Source organism: Candidatus Dorea massiliensis AP6 (assembly GCF_964245105.1).
Lineage (GTDB): Bacteria > Bacillota > Clostridia > Lachnospirales > Lachnospiraceae > Laedolimicola > Laedolimicola intestinihominis.
On sequence record NZ_CAXTKW010000012.1, the window covers coordinates 1 to 23,120 of the forward strand.

Below are 23,120 nucleotides of genomic sequence, written 5' to 3' on the forward strand. Positions count from 1 at the left end.
ATTGTTCGAGAAAGAGAACTATAATGTACTCTGTGGAGGTGCGAAATGGACTATATGACATTGAAAGAGGCCGCCGAAAAGTGGGGCGTGACACCTCGTAGGGTAAATTATTATTGTGCTGGTGGGCGTATCCCCGGTGCTGTGAAAATGGCCGGTGTTTGGCTGCTCCCTAAAACCGCGGAGAAGCCGCTTGATGGCCGGACAAAACAAGGAAAGGAGCAAAAGCATGAGTAATATATTACTTCTTGAAGATGATTTGAGCCTGATTAACGGGCTTTCTTTTGCGTTCAAAAAACAAGGATTTGAATTAGTTGTTGCCAGAACCCTCAAAGAAGCAGATAGTTTGTGGATGGATGGAAAATATGATTTGCTGGTGCTTGATGTATCCCTGCCGGATGGCACCGGATTTGAATTTTGCAAAAAGGTGCGGCAAGTTTCCAAAGTCCCCATCATTTTTTTGACGGCGGCAGATGAAGAAATGAACATTATCATGGGTTTGGACATTGGTGGAGATGATTATATTACAAAACCGTTTAAGCTGGGAGTGTTAGTATCCAGAGTAAATGCACTGCTTCGTCGGGCAAAAGATTTCAGCTCCGCAGATACACAACTGGAATCCAACGGAATGAAAGTGCTTTTGCTGCAAGGGCAGGCGTTTAAGAATGGAAAGCTATTGGATTTGACTGCCGCAGAATATAAGTTGCTGTGTCTATTTATGAGAAACCCGAACATGGTACTTACCAAAGAACAGATTTTAGATAAGCTATGGGATTGCGATGGGAATTATATTGACAGCAGTACCCTTACCGTATATATGAGGCGGCTGCGTATAAAGATCGAGGATAATCCGAGTGAACCGCAAATGCTCCTGACAGTTCGGGGAATGGGATACAAATGGAATGTGATTGGGTGAGGTGGCCTATGAAAATATTTGCAAACAAAGAAATCAAAAAATTGTTTCTTGCAGTATCCGTTATTTGGGTGGCCTCCCTTCTGTTGACACAAGGGTTCTTATGGTTGTGCTATCAGCGGTTTTCTTTGTTCCTATTGCTTGTTTTCGTATTGGCAGGAGGAGCGATATTGGCGGTGGGTTGTTCTTATTTCAAAAAGCAAAATCAAGTCATGGAACAGGCGGTATCACAGCTTCAAGCGTATCTTGACGGCAATCACAATGCCCGTATTGAATGTGATGAGGAAGGCGAGCTATATCGGTTGTTTCATACTGTCAATTCTATGGCCGCTGTCTTAAATGCTCACGCAGATAACGAACTCCGGGAAAAGGAATTTTTGAAAAATACAATCTCTGATATTTCCCACCAACTGAAAACACCGCTGGCTGCTTTGAATATTTATAATGGTCTGCTTCAAGACGGGGATATGGAATTGAGTGCGGTAAAGGAATTTGCTGATTTATCCGAACAGGAACTTGACCGCATTGAAACGCTGGTGCAAAACTTGCTCAAGATTACAAAACTGGATGCCGGTGCCATCGTGCTGGAAAAAACCACAGAGAATGTGGCGGATATGATGCGGGATATTGAACTGCATTTTGCATATAGAGCCAGACAGGAAAAGAAGAAAATCATTCTGTCTGGCTCAGATCATCTTTCTCTTTTCTGTGATCGTGATTGGTTGTCTGAGGCAATCGACAATATTGTGAAAAATGCGTTTGACCATACGGAAAATGGTGATGTCATTGGCATTACATGGAGGGCGTTGCCATCAGGTATTCAAATTGTGGTAAAGGACAATGGATGTGGCATCCACCCGGAAGATATACACCATATTTTCAAGCGTTTTTATCGCAGCCGTTTTTCAAAAGATACACAGGGTATTGGTCTCGGCCTTCCGCTTGCGAAAGCAGTCATTGAAGCACATGGAGGAGCAATCGAGGTAGACAGTGAATTGGGCAGAGGGACAAGTTTCACGATAAATTTTCTGATTCCTACAAAATTGTAGGATGATTGTAGGGTTACAGTAATATTTCAGTGCTATTCTTTCAATCGTAGACAGGAAATGAAGCTTACCTGTCTACATCGCAAGAACATAAGAAAGAGGTGTTTGCACTATGAATTTATTAGAGGTCAAGAATATTTGTAAGACCTATGGCAGCGGTGAAACTGCTGTAAAAGCGCTTAGGAATGTTAGCTTTTCTGTTCCTAAGGGAGAATATGTGGCAATCGTCGGAGAATCTGGTTCGGGCAAAAGCACACTGCTGAATATGGTTGGTGCTTTGGATGTGCCAACTTCGGGCAAGGTGTTGATTGATGGCAAGGACATTTTTTCCATGAATGACCGAAAACTGACGGTATTTCGACGCAGGAATATCGGCTTTATCTTTCAGGCGTTTAACCTTATCCCGGAGTTGACGGTGGAACAAAATATTATTTTTCCGCTGTTGCTGGATTATCAAAAGCCGGATAAGAGATATTTGGAGGAACTGCTGACGGTTTTGAATTTGAAAGATCGTCGTAATCATTTACCCAGTCAGCTTTCCGGCGGTCAACAGCAGAGAGTGGCGATTGGCCGCGCATTGATTACCCGTCCTTCTCTGATTCTGGCAGACGAGCCAACAGGAAATTTGGACTCACAAAACAGCAGTGAGGTCATAGCATTGCTCAAAGAAACATCGAAAAAATACGAGCAGACCATCATTATGATTACCCACAACCGCAGTATTGCGCAAACGGCAGACCGGGTATTACAGGTATCGGATGGCACTTTGACTGATTTTGGGAGGTGCCGTGAATGAAAAGCTATCTTAGTCTCATTCCCATCTCCGCTAAAGTTCACCGCCGACAAAATCGTATGACGCTGCTTTGCATTGTATTTGCTGTGTTTATGGTAACAGCAGTATTCAGTATGGCAGAAATGGGTTTTCGGATGGAACAGGCTCGATTGGTTGGTAAGCATGGAAGTTTCTCTATTGGAGACTTGCTCGGCAGTTCAATGGGGCAAACCCTTCTTTCTGTCGCGGTTGTTCTGTTCCTGTTGATTTTGGTTGCAGGCGTTTTGATGATTTCCAGCAGTATGAACAGCAGCGTTGCCCAGAGAACCAAATTTTTTGGAATGATGCGTTGCATTGGTATGAGTAAGCAGCAGATTATTCGGTTTGTTCGTCTGGAGGCATTGAACTGGTGCAAAACGGCTGTACCCATCGGTCTTATTTTAGGGGTTGTTACAACATGGGGGCTGTGTGCGGTACTGCGCTTTGTAGTCAGAGAAGAATTTTCTGATATTCCCCTCTTTGGTATCAGTATTTTTGGCATTGCCTGCGGTATCTTTGTTGGACTGATTACTGTACTGATCGCCGCAAATGCTCCGGCGAAACATGCCGCGAAGGTATCTCCTATCACAGCGGTGTCTGGAAATGCAGACCACGGAAAAACAATGCGTCATTGCCAGTATACAGGATTCGGAAAGATTGAAGCCCTTCTCGGTATCGGCCATGCGGTCTCCGGGAAGAAAAATTTATTCCTGATGACAGGTTCTTTTGCACTTAGCATCATCTTATTTTTGAGCTTTTCCGTTATGATCAATTTTGTGGATTATTTGATACCTCAGTCAGCTGCCACATCAGATATTGATATTGCAAGTACTGACGGTAATGCGATTCCTCGGGAACTGCTTACATCCATCCGTGAAATGGATGGAGTGAGAGAGGTTTACGGGCGGCGTAGTGCGTTTGATGTTCCTGCCAGATTAAATGGCGATACCGGATTTTCCGGTACAATCGACCTGATTTCTTATGATGATTTTGATTTGCAATGTCTGAAAAAAGATGGTGCTTTGAAAAGAGGGAGTGATTTGTCCAAAGTTTATGGAGACAGTCACTTTGTTTTGGCAACATCCGATCAGGACAGTACATGGAAAATCGGCGACACCGTTCAAATTGGGGATGAAACCCTTACCATAGCAGGATTGTTAAAAAATGACCCCTTTAGCGAGGATGGATTGACAAACGGAAAACTCACATTGATTACCTCCGGAGAAACATTTATCCGTTTAACAGGGAATGATGATTATTCTCTTGTGCTGATACAGACAGCGGGGAATGTTACGGATGAAAATGTTCAGGCAATCCAAAATTCCGTAGATAAAACATATAGTTTTCGTGATAAACGCGACGAGCGTACTACGGGAACTTATATGGCTTTTGTTTTCTGTGTTTATGCGTTTTTGGCAATTATTGCACTGGTAACAGTAATGAATATCATCAACAGTATTTCCATGAGTGTGTCTGCCAGAATGAAGCAATACGGGGCTATGCGTGCAGTAGGAATGGATGGACGGCAAATGACAAAAATGATTGCTTGCGAAGCATTCACTTATGCTGTTTTGGGGTGCGTTGTTGGCTGTGCTGTTGGCTTGCCGCTTAGCAAGCTGCTGTATGATTTCCTTATTGCAGGACATTTTCCATCTGCGGTATGGCAGTTTCCAATTACCTCTTTGGGCGTCATTCTTTTGTTTGTCTCGATTGCGGCAATCGCGGCTGTGTATACTCCGGCAAAACGGATTCGTAATATGTCGATAACTGCAACCATCAATGAATTATAGTTTCATATGTTAATCTGCCGCACGACGGCAAAAGAAAAAAAGCCGTCGTAAAGCAGACACATTTCCACGCGCCTATGAAGCGGCGGCTTTGATTTTCAGAGCCGCCGTTTCTTTTCGTCTACCCTAAACCAACGACGACCTAACACCGTGTAAATCTACGGCGGCATATAGGAGGATTGCCGCCGTGTCTATTTTTGTCTTTTTTCACAGTACCCATGATCTGCACCAGTTAAAAAAAGCCTGTTCCCAGCAGCGGAGCAATGCGGTCAGAAGTATGCACTATACCATGTAACTAAACAGCAAAATATACTCTATTACGCTCGTATGGCTTTATGCCGTCCGGGCGTTTTTTCATACCTGTGGGGCCGTAACATCGGCCCAGCATGGCCCGAACCCTGGCCCCAGTGCCGTTCTCCACCGCCCCATTCAGATTTACCAAAAAAATCTGAATGGAGGAAAGGCAGATGGAAGTTACCATCAATTATAACGGACAAGCTGTGGCCGTGGAGGTTACGCTGGAAGTCTATGAATTTCTTGACCGGGCCGATCATAAAACGGAGAACCTGTTCCATGAACAGCGGCGGCATTGGGATGGCCGGGAGTTTGACGAGTACATCATTACCACCGAGGGTGTAGGAGCCTACGGCGAAACGCCGGAAGAATACCTTTGCCGTAAGGAAACACTGCATGAGCTGATGGCTGTTCTGGACACCTGTACCGAGGCCCAGCGCCGCCGGTTCCTGCTCTATGCGCTTGACGGGCTGAGCCTTGCAGAGATCGGTGTGCTGTGCGGCTGCTCCAAAGTGGCTGTGTATCAAAGTGTGGAGGCGGTCAGAAAAAAATTTATAAATTTCTTTGAGAACAGGCTTAACGAATGACCTGTTTTCTGGCTACCAAGTGAAAGGGATCATTTCCCTTATCTCAGCGAGGGGCGGACAGCGGACGAGCTGCCCGCCTCTCCAATTTTCAGGAGGTAAGCCTATGAAAACAATCAATCTACGGTGGATGTATCCCCACTACCGGCATGACGAGTTTGTGGATGTTACGGACGAGGTATGGGCAGCGATGTATCAGGCCCAGCGGGAGATGGAGAACTATGAGCGTCGGAAAGTCTACCACCGCGCCTACTACTCTCTGGACGCATACAGCTGGCTGGAAAATTACGCACTGGAACACAGCAGATCGCCGGAAGATATTTTGCTGGAACGAGAAGAAATGACCACCCGCCTATACCTGATTGCAGCTCTGCCGGTGGCTCTGGCTCATGCCACTCCGACACAGGCCCGCCGTGTTCACGCCTACTACATTGCTGGTATCAAGCAGCCGGAAATCTCTCGGATAGAGGGCATCCACAGCAGCAAGGTCAGCGTTGCCATCCGCCGGGGTCTGCGGAATATGCGCCGCTGCTATGATGACCTTTTTCAAACAGAGTGAGGGCGTGCCTATGCAGACCATCAATCTCAAACAATATTATCCATTTTGCAAAGAGGACATTTTTGTGGAGGTGTCCGATGAGATCGTCGAAGCGTTTCTTCTGGATAAGAGAGCCGAGGCCGCCAGAGATCGCAAGATGTTCCGGTATAAGGCGTTTTATTCCCTCGATTGTAACGATGGAATCGAAAATGCCGCCATCGGCTGGGCGCAGCCATCGCCGGAGGATCATCTGATAGAAAAAGAAGAATTAGCCGAATACGAAGAACTGATACGGCGATTGTACGAAGCCATTTCCTCCCTGCCGCCTATGCAGGCTCGCCGTGTCTACGCCCGCTATATGCTGGGTATGAAAGTGAAAGATATTGCCGCAATGGAGGGTATCACACCATCACAGGCGGGAAAATCCATCCATGCCGCACTGCGGAGGCTGCGCCGGTACTTTGCGCGTCAGAAATGGACGGTCAATCTATGAGCGTTTTCAAAGAAAAGAGGTGCATGACATGAACGAAAAAATTACAGCCCACCCCCAAAAAGAAGAACGGGAGGAAGTCCTGAAGGAGATCCGACAGCTTGAAAACCGCAAGAAGATTTTGGAGAACAAGCAGCGGAACGAAGAACGCAGGGTTCGCACCCGCCGCCTGATTGAGCGCGGAGCCATTTTGGAGGGTATTTTTCCGCTGGCTTCCAACCTTTCCGGCGTAGAGGTCAAAGCGTTCCTGATTGCCCTGTCCCATCTTCCGGGGGCTGCGGAATTGACTGCAAACGTGTCAAAATCCGGGGATACGCCATAAGTCCCTTGTTTACAAGGGCGCACTTATACACCGTTGCCGGTGCTGTGCGCCCTGCCGGGAGCGTTGCGTACTTCGTCCGCGATGGGAAGCTACGCTCCCCAAACCCCTTGTGCGCTCTGCGCAGCCAGACACCCGCTTTGCGTTTGTCCGGCTCCACGGAGCCTGTTATCCCCTCACTGAAAGGAGGTGTTCCCCATAGATTTCTGTCATATCCCCGTCAGTATCATCAAGCGCAGCGCAGGCCGTTCTGCCGTTGCCGCAGCTGCTTACCGCAGCGGAACCAAGCTGACAAATGAATGGGATGGAATGACCCACGACTACACCCGGAAAGGCGGCATTGTCCATGCGGAGATCATGCTGCCTGCCCACGCCCCGCCAGAGTTTGCAGACCGCTCCACCCTCTGGAACAGCGTGGAGCAAATCGAGAACGCAAGGGACAGCCAGCTTGCCCGCGAGATCGAAGCAGCCCTGCCCCGTGAACTGTCCGGTGAACAGCAGCTTGCCCTTGTGCGCGCCTATGTGAAGGACAACTTTGTAGACAAAGGAATGTGCGCCGACTTTGCTATCCATGACAAGGGAACCGGCAACCCGCATGTCCATATCATGCTGACGCTCCGGCCTCTGAAAGAAAATGGGCAGTGGGGCGCAAAGTGCCGTAAGGCATACGATCTGGACGAGAATGGACAGCGTATCCCGGATGGGAAAGGCGGCTGGAAAAATCACAGAGAGGATACAACCGATTGGAACGATAAAGGAAATGTGGAGATTTGGCGGGTAGCGTGGGCGGCCTACACCAATCGAGCGCTGGAATCTGCCGGCAGACCGGAACGCATTGACCATCGCAGCTACAAGCGGCAGGGCATTGATAAAATTCCCTCTGTCCATCTGGGGCCAGCCGCCAGCCAAATGGAAAAGCGCGGCATCCGCACCAACAAGGGCGAAGTAAACCGGCAGATCGCCGCCGACAACAAGCTGCTGAAAGAAATCAAAGCCCGCATTACCCGTCTTTATCGCTGGTCGAAAGCCGAAACGGAAAAACCACAAACACAGCAAAGCAGCTTGACAGCTTTGTGGGAGGCCCAGCAGCAGTTGAACGCTCCCCGCACCCGCACCGGAAAAATCCGGGCCTTGCAGGAAAGCGCTGCGCTGTTCAGCTTTTTGCAGGCAAACGGCATCCAGTCTATGCAGCAGCTTCATGAAAAAATCGCTGATATGAACAGCCGTTACTATGACCTGCGCGGAAAGATCGTCAAGGCCGAGCGCCGGATCACTACCCTTACCGAGCGCGGGGAGATGTGGGAACAGTACAACCAGTACAAGTCCATCCACAAGCAGCTTGCCAAAGTAAAGCCAGAAAAACGGGAACAGTTTGAACAGCGCCACAGCCGGGAACTGATTCTGTATGACGCAGCGGCCCGGTATCTGAAAGAATTGAAAGACAGCGACGAGGCAATCACCCCAAAGGCATGGCAGCTGGAAATTAACCAGCTGGCCGCTGGAAAGCAGACGGACACGCTTGCCATGAAAGCCATGCGGGAGGATTTGAAAGCAGTGGAACGGCTCCGCAAAACCGCCGAGCAGCTGTCCAGACAGGAACGGGACAAGTCTCACGACCGGGAGCCGGAGCGGTAAGGGCTACCGCGTTTTGGCGTACCCCTTTTAGGTGCGTCGCGTTTCACGACACCCTTTTGCGCACAGAAAAACCGCCGTACAGGTTTCCCCATACGGCGGCAGTCGGTTTATTTGCCGAACAAGTCGCTGTGTGTGCCGGTGCGGGCCAGCGTCAGCACCAGAACATCATCTTCTATGCGGTAGACAAGCAGCCAGTCCGGGAGAATGTGACATTCCCGATGGCCTGCCCAATCGCCGGACAGGTCATGGTCACGGTTCTTATCCGGCAGCGGTTCGCCCATCGCCAGCAACGCTACGACCTGCTCCAGCAGTTCGATCTTCAAGCCACGCTTGATGGCTCGTTTGTAGTCTTTTTTGAAACTGGTCGTGTACTTGACGGTATATTTGGTTTCTTTCATCTTTTCAGGTCAGCAAACAACTCGTCAAGGTCATTGTAGCCCTTTACAGACGGGTCTTTTGCAATCCTTTCCGCTTCCAGCATGGCAGCAACCGTTTCTTTGTTCGGCTGTTCCAGCCTTACTTCAAAGGGAATGCCGCCTTCACGAAGCGACTGGCGCACAAAGATGTTAAACGCCGTAGTCAGGTTCATGCCAAGTTCAGTAAACAGTGCGTCCGCCTGCGCTTTCAAATCTGCGTCCATGCGGATACTGATGTTTGTGGTATTTCCAGCCATACGATCAACCCCTTTCTGCTGGCAATTATAGTATATGCCATTTGCACGAAGAAAACAATACTTTGCACGAATATTTAATAATAAATTCATTTAAGGAGGTTACCGACTTTATGAAAGAAACCATTTATGAAGAACAATAAGTCTGAACCTATCCCCGTCATGGATTACCGCCAGTACCGCAGAGTGCGGAGGCTGGTGCATGAGTGCTGTAACTACATCGACGGAAACTGTATCGCCCTGGACGATGGGGAGGAATGTGTCTGTGTCCAGTCTATTTCCTACTCCCTGTTGTGCAGGTGGTTTCGGGCGGCGGTATTGCCGCAGGATAAGGAACTGGAAACGGTGCTGTTCCACCGGCTGAATGCTAAGAAATGCTCCGTATGTAAGGCACTGTTTACCCCCGGTTCCAACCGAGCCAAATACTGCCCGGAATGTGCCGCACGCATGAAGCGGATCAACGCCGCAAAGCGCAAGCGGAAACAACGGGAGAAATGTCACGCTTTAGGGGCTGAAAAACCCTTGTAAATCAAGGCTTTTTTCGGGGGTGTCAAAGGCAGTCTGATAGATTTATCCTCTGCCCCCTAAAATAGCCTTAAAATGCGTACAGAATCCCAAGAGAAACCCCAAGGAGGAACCCTATGTCAGACAACCGAAAATATTATTACCTGAAACTCAAAGAAAACTATTTTGACGATGATTCCATCGTGCTGCTGGAAAGTATGCAGGACGGTGTGCTGTATTCCAACATTCTGCTCAAGCTGTATCTGAAATCGCTGAAACATGGCGGGCGGCTCCAGCTTGACGAGGACATCCCCTACACGGCGCAAATGATCGCCACCATCACCCGCCAGCAGATCGGCACTGTGGAGAGGGCCTTGCAAATCTTCCTGAAGCTGGGCCTTGTGGAAGTGCTGGACAGCGGTACCTTCTACATGAGCAACATCGAACTTTTAATCGGCCAGTCCTCTACCGAGGCTGAGCGAAAGCGGGCGGCGAGGCTCCAAAATAAGGCTCTTTCCGCGCCCCGGACAAACGGCGGACATTTGTCCGACATTCGTCCACCAGAGATAGAGATAGAGTTAGAGAAAGAGATAGAGATAAAGATAAAGAGAGAGATAGAGAAGGGACGCTCCGCCCGCGCCTATGGCCGTTACCAGAATGTTTTCCTGACGGACGAGGAAATGGCAGACTTGCAGGCCAGCTTTCCCACTGTATGGGGCCAGTACATCGAAAAACTGTCCGAGTACATGGCTTCTACCGGCAAGCGTTATCAGAGCCATGCAGCGACCATCCGGCGCTGGGCCGGTGAGGACGCCAAGAAAGCAGCCCCGCCCTCTCGTAACCGGGATTACAGCGTAAAGGAGGATGAAACCGTATGATTGAGATTACCGCAGAAATCCGGGCGCTGATCGACAAGGCAGCCGCCGGTGTGGAACTGGCTGGGGACGAGTACATAGACCCGGCAGACGGTCTCATCCACTGTAAGAAATGCGGCGGCCAGAGGCAGACTGTTGTGCCATGCTTCGGGAAATCCGGCTACTTTATGCCGCGCTGCATCTGCCAGTGCCAGCGGGAGGCTGAGGAGCAGCGCAAGGCTGCTGAAGAACGGCAGCGCCGCATGGAGCGTATCAAACGCCGAAAGGCACAGGGTTTGCAAGACCGTTATCTGTACGACTACACCTTTGCCAACGACAACGGCCAAAATCCTCTGATGGACAAGGCCCGCGCCTATGTGGAGAACTGGAAGGAGGCATATAAAAACAACACCGGCCTGCTGTTGTTCGGGGATGTGGGAACCGGCAAGTCTTTTTTCGCCGGATGTATTGCCAATGCTTTGCTTGACCGGGATGTGCCGGTGCTGATGACGAACTTTCCCACCATTCTGAACCGCCTGACCGGGATGTTCTCTGAGGACAGGTCAGAGTTTATTGCCAGCTTTGATGAATATGACCTGCTTATCATTGACGATCTGGGTGTAGAGCGCAGTACAGAATATGCTATGGAGCAGATGTTTTTCGTCATCGACAGCCGCTATCGCAGCCGCAGACCCATGATTATCACAACAAACTTGAAACTGTCCGAGTTGAAAAACCCGCCTGATCTGGCTCACGCCCGTATCTATGACCGTATTCTGGAACGGTGTGCGCCGATTCTCTTTGACGGGAAGAATTTCCGGGAAGAAAATGCCGGTGCTACCCGACAGGCAGCAAAAGACATTGTAAACAGTAAGCACGATTGATTTTTTACCGGGCGGCACAGACCCGTTCGGAGAAAGGAGCGCCATGAACAAAGAACCCTGTACTATGCAGGTGTCAGACGCCGCTACTGCGTCCAGAGCGCCGGAAAACACGCCGGCGATGGTAAAGAAAATCGGAAAGACAACCTACAAGGTTCATGTCCATTTCAGCAATACCAGCACAGAAACCATGAGCGATAAAATCAAGCGTATGCTCAAAAATGAAATTCAGCAAATGTGACAGACTGATAAACGAAGCCGCCTTGTGCTAAACTGATGATGGTACGCACCAAAATTTTTGTCAAGGAGGACACGAAAATGCTTTACACAGAAAAAGAGAAGCATGAAATTGAACGAGTAAAGGAGGTCTTTGCGGAACATCTGCGGCAAAGCCCTGATTTTGAACTGCTCTGGTCGGACAAGGTAGGCTATGTCTGGCTGACGATTGGCGTCAATCCAGTCTATGTGGATACCGGTATCAGAATCGAATCAGCCGCCGATCTTTGCAGCAGGTGTTTGGATGATGTTGCTACGGATGTTTTGTATATGACGGGCAACGATCATGCACTGGAAGCAGCCGATCCGCTGGAATTGGCCGAAATCAAGCGGCGCTGGGAGCCATATATCAACCAACTGCCAGACTATGCGTATCTCTGCAAAGACCTGCTGAACAGAAAAATGTAATCTATCAAACGAGGTGTCAGGAGCCATACGGTGCTTCTGGCACCTTTTTTGTAGATTTTTTGTGAATTTGATTAAAAAGTCCTTGACAATTTGTCTCTGGGGAGACAGGATGAAATTTCTGGTGGAGCAGGTGGAACGCGTCACAGGGCTTCGGAATTTCGGAATATATATGAATCAGCTGTTTACCATAGATGCGTTATTTTTAAATGAAGATCGGCACACGCACAATATGGCAGTTTTAATGGACGGAGAGGGCCGGTTTTCCCTTTGCCCGGTTTTTGACAATGGCGGCGCGTTGTTGTCTGATATGTCAATGGACTATCCGATGTCAGAAGATCCGGTAGTGTTGATGAGGGAAGTAAAAGCAAAAACAATCAGTACAGATTTTGATGAACAGCTGGATGTATCGGAAAGGCTTTACGGTCGAAATCTCAGATTCCATTTTACAAAAAAACAGGGAGCGGAATTGCTGAAAAAAGCAGTAGGGTATGAAGAAGAGATTCGTAACCGTGTAGCATCGATCTTATATCTGCAGATGGATAAATATCGCTATTTATGGAAATAAAGAAGAAAAACTTATGGACGAGCGCTTAAAACAACAGCAACGGAGGCAGAGACTGGAGAGAACACGGCGTGTCGGCAAAGCAGGTCTATGGCAGACAGCAAAAGACCAGACAGGGCTCGGAGAAGCTCTATCAGGTGACGGATCAGATCCTGAAAGAGCATATCCGGAAGGGCAATCTGAAAGAATAGAAGTTAAGAAGAAAATGTAGTGAAACTTGCGGAACCCGGGTAAGCGTGATAAACTGGTAAAAACGATACAAGGTGAGATAGAAAATGAATGTAATGTCCATCAATACGTTAATTGAATAACTGCCCGCCGCATTCTCGTTACTTTAGTGATGAGTTAGGCGGGCAAATTTTTTGCTAAGTTATCGAACTGGTGTTTACTCCCTGGCTAACATATGGTATAATCGAAACATGGAAAAAAATATATTTACTATCGAAGAAAACACACTTTCATATGGTAGAGGCTATGTGTACTCATTGCAGTATCATCTTATCTGGTGTACAAAATACCGGAAAAAGGTTCAATTGTAAGCCGCAGTTTTTTATTTCCGACATGATCAAGATTATGAAAGGAAATCTGGCAAGGCAGCTGTTCCTGTCCCATCCGGAATTAAAGAAGCAGCTGTGGGGCGGTCATTTATGGAACCCCTCCTACTGTGCGGTGACGGTCAGTGACCGGAGCCGGGAGCAGATTTTAACCTATATCGAAGGCCAGAAAGAAAAAGAGAAAACGAAGAGTTCCTAAAACGGAGAATGAGGTCTTGTATGCAGGTGACATCCAGCTATGGTGTAGAAATCAGAAAACAGAATATTCCCATCCGCCATACGCTGCGTATCTACCGCTCTGCAGTCAGTTATCTGATTCAGGTGTATACGGAAGCCTGGGGTGAACTTTCCGAAATTTCGAATGCAAAGAAACGGTTTAATGAGGCAGAGCATCTGGTTCACGGGACAAAGAAGAACCAGGCCCGGTACGATTTTGACCTGCATTTTCCAAAACTTCCGTCCTATCTGAGGCGTTCTGCGATTCAGCATGCACTGGGAAGTGTAGCTTCCTATGAGACGCGGCGGGAATTGTGGAAGAACGGAAAGCTGACCGGGAAACCGAAGCTTACACAGGAAAACCATGCCATGCCCGTATTTTACCGGGAAGTGATGTACAGAGAAGCAGGGGAGACAGAGGATGCAGCGTATCTGAAGTTGTATGATGGCCATGATTGGAAATGGTTCCGGGTCAGACTGTTACATACGGATATGGAATACCTTAGAAAGCATTGGACAGGAAAAAAAGCGTCTGCCCCCACTCTGGAGAAACGGCATCACAAATATTTTCTGCGGTTTTCTTATACAGAAGAGAAAAACCTGTCTAAAACGGTTGTAAAAGCTCAGACTATCTGCAGTGTGGATCTGGGAATCAATACGGATGCGGTCTGTACGATCATGCGGGCAGACGGAACTGTTCTGGGGCGAAGGTTTATAAGCTTCCCCAGTGATAAAGACCGGCTGTACCGGGTGCTTGGCAGAATCCGCAGATTCCAGAGACAGCATGGAGCCGGGCAGATTCATAGCCGCTGGGCATACGCAAAGCGGCTGAATATGGAATTGTCCCGGAAAGTATCCGGTGCCATTACGGCCTATGCCCGGGAATATCAGGCAGATGTGATTGTCTTTGAGTATCTGGAAATGCAGGGAAAGAAGACAGGGAGCAGGAAGCAAAGGCTTCATATGTGGAGAAAACGGGATATCCAGAAGCTGTGTGAACACCAGGCTCATAGGAGCGGAATCCGTGTATCCAGAGTCAGCGCCCGCAATACCAGCAGGCTGGCTTATGACGGAAGCGGGATAGTGGCACGAAACCAGGAGAACCACAGCCTGTGTACCTTTACAACAGGAAAACAATACAACTGCGACCTGTCAGCAGCCTATAATATCGGAGCGAGATATTTTATACGGGAGCTTATGAAACCCTTGCCGGAGACGGAAAGGTCTTCACTGGAGGCAAAAGTACCTGCAGTGAAGCGTAGAACTTCATGCGTTTATGCAGACCTGCGGCTGCTCAGCCAGAAACTGGGAAGCCGTTATACAGCATAGATACAGGCAGATATACAGCGGACTACCTGAGATGTGGAAACTGGTCGAAACCGGCCGGGGATATGTGCGTAACCGTACAGCTTCTAAGTCACAGGCGTATCCGCCGATATAGAGTCTTGCCGCTTAAAGCGGCTGAGAAGCACGTGACTTTAGTCATGTGAGGTTCACATGATATGCTCCCTTCTAGGTAGACAAGTGAAATAATAAAAACTTGTCACTTAGGAGGGAGCATATTTTATGTCTAAAAGAAAAGTATCTGTTGAGGACTGCCCGAAAATAAAAAATTACAGCACCTGCATACCGCCGTACTTGCGAATCATCAGTACATCACAGGCGCCTTCGCCGAACACTCCGTCCAGGGCAGCCTTGTACTCGGCCACGGCCTCATTCTTCACGAAGGCCTGGATCGTTCCTGCGAAGCCGCCGCCATGGACACGGCTGACGCCGTTTGCGCCCAGAATGGCATCACTAACGGCCAGGGCTACGGAGACGTTCTGGTGTGTGATATCATGGTTCGTGTATACATTCTGGAGATATTTGAAAGAGGAATCGCCGGAAGCCTTTACGGTCTTCAGAAATGTGCCGAAATCCTCTGCCTTCAGAGCGGCAACCTCTTCCTGTACCCGCACATTTTCTGTCACAAAATGGATGGCGCGTAAATAAGCGCGGTCGCCTGCCTTTTCACGAATTTCAGCAGCGTGAGAGAGCAGCTGCTCCAGAGTAATGCCATGCAGAAGCTCCTGACCGAGTACAGCAGCTGCGGCCCGCATCTCTGTGGGAACGGCGGCGTAGTCCGGGGTCAGATCCGCATGGGACCCCTTGGTGTCGGTGATACACAGGCTATAGCCGTATTTTGCCAGGTCGCAGCTTACATTTTCAATGACCGGATGAGCCACATCCGCGAAATCAATATGTACCAGGCTGCCCACAGAGCTGGCCATCTGATCCATGAGGCCGGACGGCTTGCCGAAGTGAACGTTTTCAGCGTACTGACCGATGATAGCGATGTCTACCGGAGAAAGCTTCATATCATTATAGATACCGGATATAATCGTTCCGATGATCGTTTCAAAAGCAGCGGAAGAGGAGAGACCTGCGCCAATCAGCACGTCGCTGGTAATATAGGCCCGGAAACCGCCGATTTTGCCGCCATGCTTCTGAATGCCCTCCAGTACGCCGCGGATCAGAGAATCGGTGGTACCCTTCAGCTCCTCCTTTACCGCCAGGTCATCCAGAGATACGGTAATCATGTCGTATCCGTCGGATACCACACGTACAACCGGCTCATCCACCGGCGCTGTGATGGCAATGGCATCCAGATTGATGGAAGCGGCCAGTACCTCGCCGTGCTGATGATCCGTGTGGTTGCCGCCGATCTCGCTGCGTCCGGGCGCGCTGAAGATGGATACTTCACCGGCTCCGTAGAGCTCCTCATACTTTGCGAGAGCGTCGATATAACGCTGCCGCTGATAGTCAAGACGGCTTTCATCCAGATAGATATCCAGCAAAGTGGAATCCAGTTCTTTTTTCTGTAACAGATCTTTAATTTCCCCCGTAGTTTTCATAGAGAATTCTCCTTTAAAATATGATAGTTCTATAGTAAATGATTTTGATTTGATTGTCAATTACTACGAAACCAACATGAAACAATACAAAAAACGTAAGATTTTACACTAAAAAAGGAAAATAATACATTGGAATTGTTTGGGTGTCTGTTATAATCAGAGTGTAGTTCGTGACTGCAATCATAATAAAGGGAGGATTTTACTATGAAAAAGAAACTTTTAGCAGTTGTATTATGCGGCGCTATGGCAGTATCCATGCTGGCAGGCTGCGGCGGCAAGAAGGAGGACACTCCGGCAGCTGACGCTACTGCAGAGGCAGAAGCAGGCGACGTAGCAGACGCTGCAGAGGCAACCGGAGATCTCTCCGATGCTAACATCGCAGTATTCTATTACACCTACTCTGACACATATATCTCTTCTGTTCGTACCGCACTGGATGCGAAGCTGGACAGCCTTGGAGTAAAGTATCAGAACTATGACGCAAACAACAACCAGACCACACAGAACGAGCAGATCGATACCGCTCTTGCACAGGGCGCAAACATCCTGATCGTAAACATCGTTACTTCCGGTTCTGTAGACGCTTCCCAGGCAGTTGTTGATAAGGCATCCGCTAAGGGCGTTGACCTGATCTTCTTCAACAGAGCAGTTGAGGATGACGCTACAGCAGGACAGGTTCTTGGTTCCTATGACAAGTGCGCGTTCGTTGGAACAGACGCTCCGGAAGCAGGACATATGCAGGGCAAGATGATCGGCGATTACCTGGTTGAGAACTTTGACAAGGTTGACCTGAACGGCGACGGCAAGATTTCCTACGCTATGATGATGGGTCAGCTTGGTAACGCAGAGGCTATTTACCGTACTCAGTTCGCAGTAGAGGACGCTAACGCAGTTCTTAAGGAGGCTGGCAAGCCGGAGCTTGAGTACTTTGACCCGACCAACACAGACAAGTATCAGGTAGACCAGGACGGCGCATGGAGCGCAACTGCTGCAAATAACTACATGACCACTAACCTGTCCCAGTACAACGAGGGTAACGGCAACATGATCGAGCTGGTTATCTGCAACAACGACGGTATGGCTGAGGGCGTTATCTCTGCACTGAACGATAAGGGATACAACCTGGGAACAGCTGATTCCACTCTGATTCCGGTATTCGGCGTAGACGCTACAGACGCAGCAAAGCAGCTCATCAGCGACGGCAAGATGGTTGGTACCATCAAGCAGGACGCAGAGGGTATGGCAGACTGTATCTCCATCATGGCTCAGAACGCAGCGAAGGGCGCAGCTCTGACAGACGGAACTGACAGCTACAATGCAGACGCAGAGATCAGCAACAAGATTTACGTTCCGTACGCACCGTACACAGGAGAGTAAATCACAGGAAACGATTTAAAAAGATAGCAAAGTAAGGATACAACAAAGGCGGCCGTAAGTTACGTCCGCCTTTGTGTCAACGAGATGGGAGGAAGAGTATGGAGCATGATGTTCTCTTACAAATGACAGACATCTGTAAAGAATTCCCCGGTGTCAAGGCGCTGGATCATGTTTCTTTGACAGTGAAGAGGGGAACCGTCCACGCGCTGATGGGAGAAAACGGCGCAGGAAAATCCACCCTGATGAAATGCTTGTTTGGTATGTATGCCAAGAATAGCGGACAGATTTTTCTGGAAGGCAAAGAAATTAATTTCAAAAATTCGAAGGAAGCACTGGAAAACGGTGTGGCAATGGTGCATCAGGAGCTGAATCAGGCACTGAAGCGTAATGTAATGGACAACCTGTGGCTGGGACGTTATCCCAAGATCGCAGGCGTCATGGTAAATGAGAAAAAAATATACGATGATACGAAGGCGGTCTTTAAGGAACTGGGCATCGACGTAGATCCAAAGCGGATTATGAGTACGATGCCGGTATCCCAGAGACAGATGGTGGAGATTGCGAAAGCCGTTTCCTATAACTCCAAGGTCATCGTATTTGACGAGCCTACTTCTTCACTGACAGAGCAGGAAGTGGAGCATTTATTCGAGATTATAAATATGCTGCGTGACAGAGGCTGCGGCATTATCTATATTTCCCATAAGATGGCAGAGATTTTACGGATTTCGGATGAAGTTACCATCATGCGGGATGGTCAGTATGTGGCAACCCGTCCGTCAAGTGAGCTGACTACCGATGAGATTATCCGTCTGATGGTAGGCCGTGAGCTGACCAACCAGTTCCCGCCGAAGACCAATACGCCGGGCGAGGTAGCACTGGAGGTAGAACACCTGACCGCGCAGTATTCCCTGCTGAAGGATGTATCTTTTAATGTAAGAAAGGGAGAGATCGTAGGTCTGGCAGGTCTGGACGGCAGCGGAAGAACAGAGACCCTGGAAAATATCTTCGGTATCGCTACCCGTCATTCCGGAACCATCAAGCTTCACGGAAAAGAAATGAAGAACCGCAATGCCCGGGAATCCATCCGCAACGGATTTGCCCTGCTGACAGAGGAGCGGCGTGCTACGGGTATCTTCGGCATTCTGAATATCCGGGAGAATACCGTTATTTCCAGCTTAAAGAAACATCTGCGTATGGGCTTCTGGCTGGACGAAAAGTCCATGAAAAAGGATACCCAGTGGTCTATTGACGCCATGCATACGAAAACCCCGACCCAGGAAACGAAGATTCGTTCCCTGTCCGGTGGAAATCAGCAGAAGGTCATTCTGGGACGCTGGCTTCTGACCGAGCCGGAGGTATTGCTTCTGGACGAGCCTACCCGAGGAATTGACGTAGGAGCGAAGTACGAGATCTACCAGCTTATCATTGACCTGGCCAATAAGGGCAAATGTGTCATCGTGGTATCCTCTGAGATGCCGGAGCTTCTTGGTATCTGCGATCGGATTCTGGTTATGTCCGGCGGACGGCTGGCAGGCGAAGTAAATGCAAGTGAGACGACGCAGGAAGAGATTATGACTCATGCTGCGAAATACGTATAAAGGGGGCGGCGCGATATGAACGTTTTTTCTAATATGAAATCCAACTGGAACGCAAAGATTTCCGGTTATCAGGCATTGGACAGCAAGGATAAGAAAACCTTCTGGAAAGAGGCACTGATCAACAACGCCATGTATATTCTGATTCTTGTGGCGATTATTTACACACAGGCGAAGAACAGCTATTTCCTGAAGCCGGATTCTATCGTCAATATTATTTCACTTTCCGCGGCAAATATTCCGATTGCCTGCGGTATTGCAGGATGTATCGTACTGACCGGTACAGACCTTTCTGCAGGACGAGTAGTAGGTCTGACCGCATGTATTTCCGCATCGTTGCTGCAGTCTGTAACTTATGCTACAAAAATGTTCCCGGATCTTCCGGTTATGCCAATCTGGCTGGTTATCCTGATTGCCATCGCAGTGGGCGGTCTGGTAGGCTGGGTCAATGGTTTCTTCGTAGCGAAGTTCTCTCTGCATCCGTTTATCGTAACACTGGCAACACAGCTGATTGTATACGGCTGCCTGCTGATGTACATTATGATCAACGGCAACAATGGTCAGCCGCTTTCCGGACTTGACCAGTCCTTCAAGGATTTTGTAACCGGAAGTCATCTGTCTGTAGCAGGCGTTCCGATTCCGAATTACGTATTCTACGCAATTATAGTTGTTATTTTCATGTGGTTCATGTGGAATAAGACAACCTTCGGTAAGAATATGTTCGCGGTAGGTTCCAGCCCGGAGGCTGCTAACGTATCCGGTGTCAATGTTATGAAGACTACCATTCTGGTACATACCCTGGCAGGCTGTATGTATGGTATTACCGGATTTATTGAGTCCGCCCGTATCGGTTCTAACCAGGCAGGTACCGGTCTGAACTACGAGTGTGACGCAATCGCGGCCTGCGTTATCGGCGGCGTTTCCTTTGTTGGTGGTACCGGTAAGATCAGCGGCGTAGTAATGGGAGTATTCCTGCTTCGTATTATCTTCGTAGCGCTGCAGTTCCTTTCCATCAATCAGAACCTGCAGTACATCATCAAGGGTCTGATTATCCTGATTGCCTGCTCCATCGATATGAGAAAGTACCTGGTACGTAAGTAATCTATTTTCAGAAAAGGACAACTGACAGAAATCTATGGCAGAAGATAAGAAATGGTTCGGAAGGGGCATCTACGGAAGTAAGGATGTCCCCATCCGTATTTTAGACGGATTTATTATAGGCGCGATTTGTTTCGTGGTGATTCTGGTGTTCTGGTTTGCCACCCATGGGGGTTACAATGTGATCTTTGATACAGAGGGCGGATCGGAGATCGCCGCCCAACGTCTGAAGCATGGGGAGCTGGCAGAGGAGCCGGAGACGCCATTGAAGCCCGGTTACACCTTCTGCGGCTGGGTGACCTCAGAGGATGAAAGCCTGGCAAAGGAATGGAACTTTGCTACGGATAAGGTGGAAAACGACCTGACTCTCTATGCAGTATGGATGCCTGCCGAGGTAATGGTAAAGTTTGATCTGGATGGCGGAAATCTGGATGGAGAAACATATATACCGGATAAGACAGTGACCTACGGCGAAGCCTACGGGGAGCTTCCGGTTCCGGAAAAGGAAGGCTTTCGCTTCGATGGCTGGATTTACAGCGGCGCTGTGATTCAGGCGGATACTATGGTGACTATGACGGGAGAACATGTGCTGACGGCTCGCTGGATCCCGGCATAATAAGACGGAAAAGAGGAGACAGCATGAATCGTGATAAAGCAAGAGTAGCGGTGTACGCAATGGGAGGTTTCTATCTGTTGTACCTGGCATGGCAAATGTATGGGGAACTTTCCACAGCAGGTTCTGAAAAACCGCTGATGATCGGGTTTATGATTTTCTTCACCATCATCGGCGCAGGGCTGGCAGGCTGGGGTCTGTACAGTGGCTGGAAGACGGCCAGAGACCGAATGGCGGCACCGGAGCCGGAAGAAGCGTCTGAGAATCCGGAAGACAAATCTGACGAAGATAAACTGGAATAATATGTAAATGAAAGCTGACTGCGGTGTTCATCGTAGTCAGCTTTTTTATGTAATAGGAAATTCCGATGGAATCCCCTATTACATAAAAACATTATCGCACTGCGGCGGAGAATCCTGCGTAGCAGGATTCTTACTTACTTTGGGACTGGAAATTTCCCGGCGTATCAAGTATACTGAATTACAGAGTAAAAGAGGAGGGCTTTTTATGTATCAGGCAAATGAAAAACGATATGAAACGATTCCCTATCACCGCTGCGGGGACAGCGGCCTTCTGCTCCCGGCCGTGTCCTTGGGCTTCTGGCACAATTTTGGTGACACCGCTTCCTATGACAACATGAAAAAGCTCTGCTTTACCGCCTTTGACCACGGCATTACCCATTTTGACCTGGCCAATAACTACGGACCGGAGCCGGGCAGCGCTGAAAAAAATCTGGGGCTGATTCTCCGGGATGAGTTGGGAGCTTACCGGGATGAGCTGATCATCAGTACCAAGGCAGGCTACGATATGTGGCCGGGACCCTACGGCAACTGGGGAAGCCGGAAATATTTGATTGCGAGTCTCGACCAGAGCCTGAAGCGCCTTGGACTCGACTACGTGGATATCTTCTACCATCATCGAATGGATCCGGAGACGCCGTTGGAGGAAACCATGGAGGCCCTGGCCCAGATTGTACGGAGCGGTAAAGCCCTTTATGTGGGTCTGTCTAATTATAACGGAGAGAAGTTGACCCAGGCAGAGGCCATTTTAAAGGAACTGCATTGCCCGTTTATCATCAATCAGAACCGCTATTCCATCTTTGATCGAACCGTCGAGCAGAACGGTCTGAAGGAGACGGCGGCGAAGCTTCACAAGGGCATTATAGCCTTCAGTCCCCTGGCTCAGGGCATGCTGACAGATCGATATCTTCACGGAATTCCCGAGGACAGTCGAATCCGCACGGATGGCCGCTTCCTGAAGGAAAATGCGCTGACACAGGAGCGGCTGGGACAGATCCGGAAGCTGAATGGGCTGGCGGCTGAAAGGGGACAGACCCTGGCGGAAATGGCACTGGCATGGGTTCTGAAGGACGGTATTGTGACCAGCGTGTTGATCGGCGCGTCCAGGCCGGCGCAGATTCTGGATAATATTAAGGCACTGGAAAATACGCATTTTACAGAGGAAGAATTAAGAATCATAGACCATATTTAACAAAAAGGCGAATACCCTGCAGTCCGAAAAGGACGGCGGGGTACAAGTGATAAAGGAGACGACAGATAAGTATGACGAAGCAGGAACTTGCTTTGGAAGTAATTGACAGATTAAAAAAGGAATATCCGGACGCGGACTGTACCCTGGATTACGATCAGGCCTGGAAGCTGCTGGTCAGCGTGCGCCTGGCGGCCCAGTGTACCGACGCCCGGGTCAATGTGGTAGTGGAAAAGCTTTATGAAAAATATCCGGATGTGAAGGCTCTTGCGGCGGCTCCGGTGGAGGATATCGAGGCCATCGTGAAGCCCTGCGGCCTGGGACACAGCAAGGCCCGGGACATCAGCGCCTGTATGAAGGTGCTGGAGGAAAAATACGGCGGAAATGTGCCGACCACCTTCGACGAGCTTCTGGCTCTGCCCGGGGTAGGACGCAAAAGCGCCAATCTGATCATGGGCGACGTCTTTGGCAAGCCCGCCATCGTCACCGATACCCACTGCATCCGTCTGGTGAACCGGATGGGGCTGGTGGACGGCATAAAGGATCCGAAAAGGGTGGAAATGGCTCTGTGGAAGCTGATTCCGCCGGAGGAGGGCAGTGATTTCTGCCACCGCCTGGTCAACCACGGACGGGAGGTCTGCACAGCGCGGACAAAGCCCTATTGTGACCGCTGCTGCTTAAAGGACATCTGTGCGAAAAATGGAGTAGAGGAGTAA

The 23,120-nt window shown here is 49.2% G+C and carries 27 protein-coding genes and 1 pseudogene; 25 read left to right on the forward strand and 3 right to left on the reverse strand.

Translation table 11 applies throughout. The features are described 5' to 3' along the window. Positions 1 to 45 precede the first annotated feature (45 nt). The 10 genes from ACESZP_RS12730 to mobQ all read left to right on the forward strand — a co-directional run bounded on the left by ACESZP_RS12730 (position 46) and on the right by mobQ (position 8,414). Entirely contained in the window at positions 46 to 234 is a 189-nt protein-coding gene (locus ACESZP_RS12730) for a helix-turn-helix domain-containing protein (RefSeq protein ID WP_117751390.1), read from the forward strand. After that, positions 227 to 913 carry a response regulator transcription factor gene (locus ACESZP_RS12735; protein ID WP_055168398.1) on the forward strand — a complete coding sequence of 229 codons (687 nt, stop codon included), beginning with the start codon at positions 227 to 229 and terminating at the stop codon, positions 911 to 913. The genes ACESZP_RS12730 and ACESZP_RS12735 overlap by 8 nt, the downstream gene beginning before the upstream one ends. 8 nt (positions 914 to 921) lie before the next feature. After that, complete coding sequence (locus ACESZP_RS12740) at positions 922 to 1,959, forward strand: sensor histidine kinase (protein ID WP_499709164.1); 1,038 nt, start codon at positions 922 to 924, stop codon at positions 1,957 to 1,959. A 109-nt stretch (positions 1,960 to 2,068) separates the two neighbouring features. Next, complete coding sequence (locus ACESZP_RS12745; protein WP_118280936.1) at positions 2,069 to 2,752, forward strand: ABC transporter ATP-binding protein; 684 nt, start codon at positions 2,069 to 2,071, stop codon at positions 2,750 to 2,752. Continuing rightward, complete coding sequence (locus ACESZP_RS12750; RefSeq protein ID WP_499709165.1) at positions 2,749 to 4,557, forward strand: ABC transporter permease; 1,809 nt, start codon at positions 2,749 to 2,751, stop codon at positions 4,555 to 4,557. The genes ACESZP_RS12745 and ACESZP_RS12750 overlap by 4 nt, the downstream gene beginning before the upstream one ends. Before the next feature lie 464 nt (positions 4,558 to 5,021). Next, complete coding sequence (locus tag ACESZP_RS12755) at positions 5,022 to 5,435, forward strand: RNA polymerase sigma factor (protein WP_223474444.1); 414 nt, start codon at positions 5,022 to 5,024, stop codon at positions 5,433 to 5,435. A gap of 103 nt (positions 5,436 to 5,538) precedes the next feature. Next, positions 5,539 to 5,991, forward strand: a complete 453-nt coding sequence (locus ACESZP_RS12760; protein ID WP_499709166.1) for an RNA polymerase subunit sigma-24 — start codon at positions 5,539 to 5,541, stop codon at positions 5,989 to 5,991. A 10-nt stretch (positions 5,992 to 6,001) separates the two neighbouring features. After that, positions 6,002 to 6,463: an RNA polymerase sigma factor gene (locus tag ACESZP_RS12765; protein ID WP_196002337.1), complete on the forward strand. Its 462-nt coding sequence runs from the start codon at positions 6,002 to 6,004 to the stop codon at positions 6,461 to 6,463. Positions 6,464 to 6,491: 28 nt separating this feature from the next. After that, positions 6,492 to 6,782, forward strand: coding sequence for a DUF3847 domain-containing protein (locus ACESZP_RS12770; RefSeq protein WP_499709167.1), 291 nt, complete (start codon positions 6,492 to 6,494; stop codon positions 6,780 to 6,782). A gap of 186 nt (positions 6,783 to 6,968) precedes the next feature. After that, positions 6,969 to 8,414, forward strand: a complete 1,446-nt coding sequence (mobQ, locus tag ACESZP_RS12775) for a MobQ family relaxase (RefSeq protein WP_499709168.1) — start codon at positions 6,969 to 6,971, stop codon at positions 8,412 to 8,414. Between the two features lie 107 nt (positions 8,415 to 8,521). On the opposite strand, the gene ACESZP_RS12780 is transcribed toward mobQ, so the two are convergent. Then, positions 8,522 to 8,812 carry a type II toxin-antitoxin system YafQ family toxin gene (locus tag ACESZP_RS12780; protein ID WP_002596328.1) on the reverse strand — a complete coding sequence of 97 codons (291 nt, stop codon included), beginning with the start codon at positions 8,810 to 8,812 and terminating at the stop codon, positions 8,522 to 8,524. Next, positions 8,809 to 9,087 (reverse strand): type II toxin-antitoxin system RelB/DinJ family antitoxin, encoded by a 279-nt coding sequence (locus ACESZP_RS12785; RefSeq protein WP_005924829.1) that lies wholly within the window; start codon positions 9,085 to 9,087, stop codon positions 8,809 to 8,811. The genes ACESZP_RS12780 and ACESZP_RS12785 overlap by 4 nt, the downstream gene beginning before the upstream one ends. Before the next feature lie 126 nt (positions 9,088 to 9,213). Here ACESZP_RS12785 and ACESZP_RS12790 point away from each other — a divergent pair, with 126 nt between their 5' ends. The 8 genes and pseudogenes from ACESZP_RS12790 (at position 9,214) to ACESZP_RS12825 (ending at position 14,668) form a co-directional block, all read left to right on the forward strand. Continuing rightward, positions 9,214 to 9,612 carry a cysteine-rich VLP domain-containing protein gene (locus ACESZP_RS12790; protein WP_499709169.1) on the forward strand — a complete coding sequence of 133 codons (399 nt, stop codon included), beginning with the start codon at positions 9,214 to 9,216 and terminating at the stop codon, positions 9,610 to 9,612. Between the two features lie 113 nt (positions 9,613 to 9,725). Beyond that, on the forward strand, positions 9,726 to 10,466 hold the full coding sequence (locus tag ACESZP_RS12795) for a phage replisome organizer N-terminal domain-containing protein (protein WP_499709170.1): 741 nt from the start codon (positions 9,726 to 9,728) through the stop codon (positions 10,464 to 10,466). After that, positions 10,463 to 11,326: an ATP-binding protein gene (locus tag ACESZP_RS12800; protein ID WP_499709171.1), complete on the forward strand. Its 864-nt coding sequence runs from the start codon at positions 10,463 to 10,465 to the stop codon at positions 11,324 to 11,326. Before ACESZP_RS12795 ends, ACESZP_RS12800 begins: the two co-directional genes overlap by 4 nt. Positions 11,327 to 11,390: 64 nt before the next feature. Beyond that, on the forward strand, positions 11,391 to 11,564 hold the full coding sequence (locus ACESZP_RS12805) for a transposon-encoded TnpW family protein (protein ID WP_431835168.1): 174 nt from the start codon (positions 11,391 to 11,393) through the stop codon (positions 11,562 to 11,564). A 77-nt stretch (positions 11,565 to 11,641) separates the two neighbouring features. Then, a complete protein-coding gene (locus ACESZP_RS12810) occupies positions 11,642 to 12,007 on the forward strand; it encodes a hypothetical protein (RefSeq protein WP_097784680.1) in 366 nt (121 codons plus the stop codon). 169 nt (positions 12,008 to 12,176) lie between these two features. Next, positions 12,177 to 12,572: a hypothetical protein gene (locus tag ACESZP_RS12815; protein ID WP_499709172.1), complete on the forward strand. Its 396-nt coding sequence runs from the start codon at positions 12,177 to 12,179 to the stop codon at positions 12,570 to 12,572. A 416-nt stretch (positions 12,573 to 12,988) separates the two neighbouring features. Further along, a pseudogene (locus ACESZP_RS12820) lies at positions 12,989 to 13,322 on the forward strand (transposase). Positions 13,323 to 13,330: 8 nt separating this feature from the next. Beyond that, the gene (locus ACESZP_RS12825; RefSeq protein WP_499709173.1) at positions 13,331 to 14,668 is read left to right on the forward strand and encodes an IS200/IS605 family accessory protein TnpB-related protein; all 1,338 of its coding nucleotides are present in this window, start codon (positions 13,331 to 13,333) and stop codon (positions 14,666 to 14,668) included. Between the two features lie 284 nt (positions 14,669 to 14,952). On the opposite strand, the gene ACESZP_RS12830 is transcribed toward ACESZP_RS12825, so the two are convergent. Continuing rightward, on the reverse strand, positions 14,953 to 16,233 hold the full coding sequence (locus tag ACESZP_RS12830) for a galactokinase (RefSeq protein ID WP_499709174.1): 1,281 nt from the start codon (positions 16,231 to 16,233) through the stop codon (positions 14,953 to 14,955). A 204-nt stretch (positions 16,234 to 16,437) separates the two neighbouring features. On the opposite strand from ACESZP_RS12830, the gene ACESZP_RS12835 reads away from it, so the two are divergent. The 7 genes from ACESZP_RS12835 (at position 16,438) to ACESZP_RS12865 (ending at position 23,120) form a co-directional block, all read left to right on the forward strand. Continuing rightward, entirely contained in the window at positions 16,438 to 17,610 is a 1,173-nt protein-coding gene (locus ACESZP_RS12835) for a substrate-binding domain-containing protein (protein WP_178039179.1), read from the forward strand. A 98-nt stretch (positions 17,611 to 17,708) separates the two neighbouring features. Then, positions 17,709 to 19,208, forward strand: a complete 1,500-nt coding sequence (locus ACESZP_RS12840) for a sugar ABC transporter ATP-binding protein (RefSeq protein WP_499709175.1) — start codon at positions 17,709 to 17,711, stop codon at positions 19,206 to 19,208. A 15-nt stretch (positions 19,209 to 19,223) separates the two neighbouring features. Then, entirely contained in the window at positions 19,224 to 20,306 is a 1,083-nt protein-coding gene (locus ACESZP_RS12845) for a galactose/methyl galactoside ABC transporter permease MglC (protein ID WP_499709176.1), read from the forward strand. A gap of 34 nt (positions 20,307 to 20,340) precedes the next feature. Then, on the forward strand, positions 20,341 to 20,919 hold the full coding sequence (locus ACESZP_RS12850; RefSeq protein WP_499709177.1) for an InlB B-repeat-containing protein: 579 nt from the start codon (positions 20,341 to 20,343) through the stop codon (positions 20,917 to 20,919). A gap of 23 nt (positions 20,920 to 20,942) precedes the next feature. Continuing rightward, on the forward strand, positions 20,943 to 21,218 hold the full coding sequence (locus ACESZP_RS12855; protein WP_499709178.1) for a hypothetical protein: 276 nt from the start codon (positions 20,943 to 20,945) through the stop codon (positions 21,216 to 21,218). Positions 21,219 to 21,423: 205 nt separating this feature from the next. Beyond that, on the forward strand, positions 21,424 to 22,407 hold the full coding sequence (locus tag ACESZP_RS12860) for an aldo/keto reductase (protein ID WP_178039184.1): 984 nt from the start codon (positions 21,424 to 21,426) through the stop codon (positions 22,405 to 22,407). A 71-nt stretch (positions 22,408 to 22,478) separates the two neighbouring features. Next, complete coding sequence (locus ACESZP_RS12865) at positions 22,479 to 23,120, forward strand: endonuclease III domain-containing protein (RefSeq protein WP_499709179.1); 642 nt, start codon at positions 22,479 to 22,481, stop codon at positions 23,118 to 23,120.

Excerpts from the sequence above, each read along its gene's own strand:
- ACESZP_RS12730 (WP_117751390.1), top strand. The coding sequence starts at position 46 with ATGGACTATATGACATTGAAAGAGGCCGCCGAAAAGTGGGGCGTGACA.
- ACESZP_RS12735 (WP_055168398.1), top strand. The coding sequence starts at position 227 with ATGAGTAATATATTACTTCTTGAAGATGATTTGAGCCTGATTAACGGG.
- ACESZP_RS12740 (WP_499709164.1), top strand. The coding sequence starts at position 922 with ATGAAAATATTTGCAAACAAAGAAATCAAAAAATTGTTTCTTGCAGTA.
- ACESZP_RS12745 (WP_118280936.1), top strand. The coding sequence starts at position 2,069 with ATGAATTTATTAGAGGTCAAGAATATTTGTAAGACCTATGGCAGCGGT.
- ACESZP_RS12750 (WP_499709165.1), top strand. The coding sequence starts at position 2,749 with ATGAAAAGCTATCTTAGTCTCATTCCCATCTCCGCTAAAGTTCACCGC.
- ACESZP_RS12755 (WP_223474444.1), top strand. The coding sequence starts at position 5,022 with ATGGAAGTTACCATCAATTATAACGGACAAGCTGTGGCCGTGGAGGTT.
- ACESZP_RS12760 (WP_499709166.1), top strand. The coding sequence starts at position 5,539 with ATGAAAACAATCAATCTACGGTGGATGTATCCCCACTACCGGCATGAC.
- ACESZP_RS12765 (WP_196002337.1), top strand. The coding sequence starts at position 6,002 with ATGCAGACCATCAATCTCAAACAATATTATCCATTTTGCAAAGAGGAC.
- ACESZP_RS12770 (WP_499709167.1), top strand. The coding sequence starts at position 6,492 with ATGAACGAAAAAATTACAGCCCACCCCCAAAAAGAAGAACGGGAGGAA.
- ACESZP_RS12780 (WP_002596328.1), bottom strand. The coding sequence starts at position 8,812 with ATGAAAGAAACCAAATATACCGTCAAGTACACGACCAGTTTCAAAAAA.
- ACESZP_RS12785 (WP_005924829.1), bottom strand. The coding sequence starts at position 9,087 with ATGGCTGGAAATACCACAAACATCAGTATCCGCATGGACGCAGATTTG.
- ACESZP_RS12790 (WP_499709169.1), top strand. The coding sequence starts at position 9,214 with ATGAAGAACAATAAGTCTGAACCTATCCCCGTCATGGATTACCGCCAG.
- ACESZP_RS12795 (WP_499709170.1), top strand. The coding sequence starts at position 9,726 with ATGTCAGACAACCGAAAATATTATTACCTGAAACTCAAAGAAAACTAT.
- ACESZP_RS12800 (WP_499709171.1), top strand. The coding sequence starts at position 10,463 with ATGATTGAGATTACCGCAGAAATCCGGGCGCTGATCGACAAGGCAGCC.
- ACESZP_RS12805 (WP_431835168.1), top strand. The coding sequence starts at position 11,391 with ATGCAGGTGTCAGACGCCGCTACTGCGTCCAGAGCGCCGGAAAACACG.
- ACESZP_RS12810 (WP_097784680.1), top strand. The coding sequence starts at position 11,642 with ATGCTTTACACAGAAAAAGAGAAGCATGAAATTGAACGAGTAAAGGAG.
- ACESZP_RS12815 (WP_499709172.1), top strand. The coding sequence starts at position 12,177 with ATGAATCAGCTGTTTACCATAGATGCGTTATTTTTAAATGAAGATCGG.
- ACESZP_RS12825 (WP_499709173.1), top strand. The coding sequence starts at position 13,331 with ATGAGGTCTTGTATGCAGGTGACATCCAGCTATGGTGTAGAAATCAGA.
- ACESZP_RS12830 (WP_499709174.1), bottom strand. The coding sequence starts at position 16,233 with ATGAAAACTACGGGGGAAATTAAAGATCTGTTACAGAAAAAAGAACTG.
- ACESZP_RS12835 (WP_178039179.1), top strand. The coding sequence starts at position 16,438 with ATGAAAAAGAAACTTTTAGCAGTTGTATTATGCGGCGCTATGGCAGTA.
- ACESZP_RS12840 (WP_499709175.1), top strand. The coding sequence starts at position 17,709 with ATGGAGCATGATGTTCTCTTACAAATGACAGACATCTGTAAAGAATTC.
- ACESZP_RS12845 (WP_499709176.1), top strand. The coding sequence starts at position 19,224 with ATGAACGTTTTTTCTAATATGAAATCCAACTGGAACGCAAAGATTTCC.
- ACESZP_RS12850 (WP_499709177.1), top strand. The coding sequence starts at position 20,341 with ATGGCAGAAGATAAGAAATGGTTCGGAAGGGGCATCTACGGAAGTAAG.
- ACESZP_RS12855 (WP_499709178.1), top strand. The coding sequence starts at position 20,943 with ATGAATCGTGATAAAGCAAGAGTAGCGGTGTACGCAATGGGAGGTTTC.
- ACESZP_RS12860 (WP_178039184.1), top strand. The coding sequence starts at position 21,424 with ATGTATCAGGCAAATGAAAAACGATATGAAACGATTCCCTATCACCGC.
- ACESZP_RS12865 (WP_499709179.1), top strand. The coding sequence starts at position 22,479 with ATGACGAAGCAGGAACTTGCTTTGGAAGTAATTGACAGATTAAAAAAG.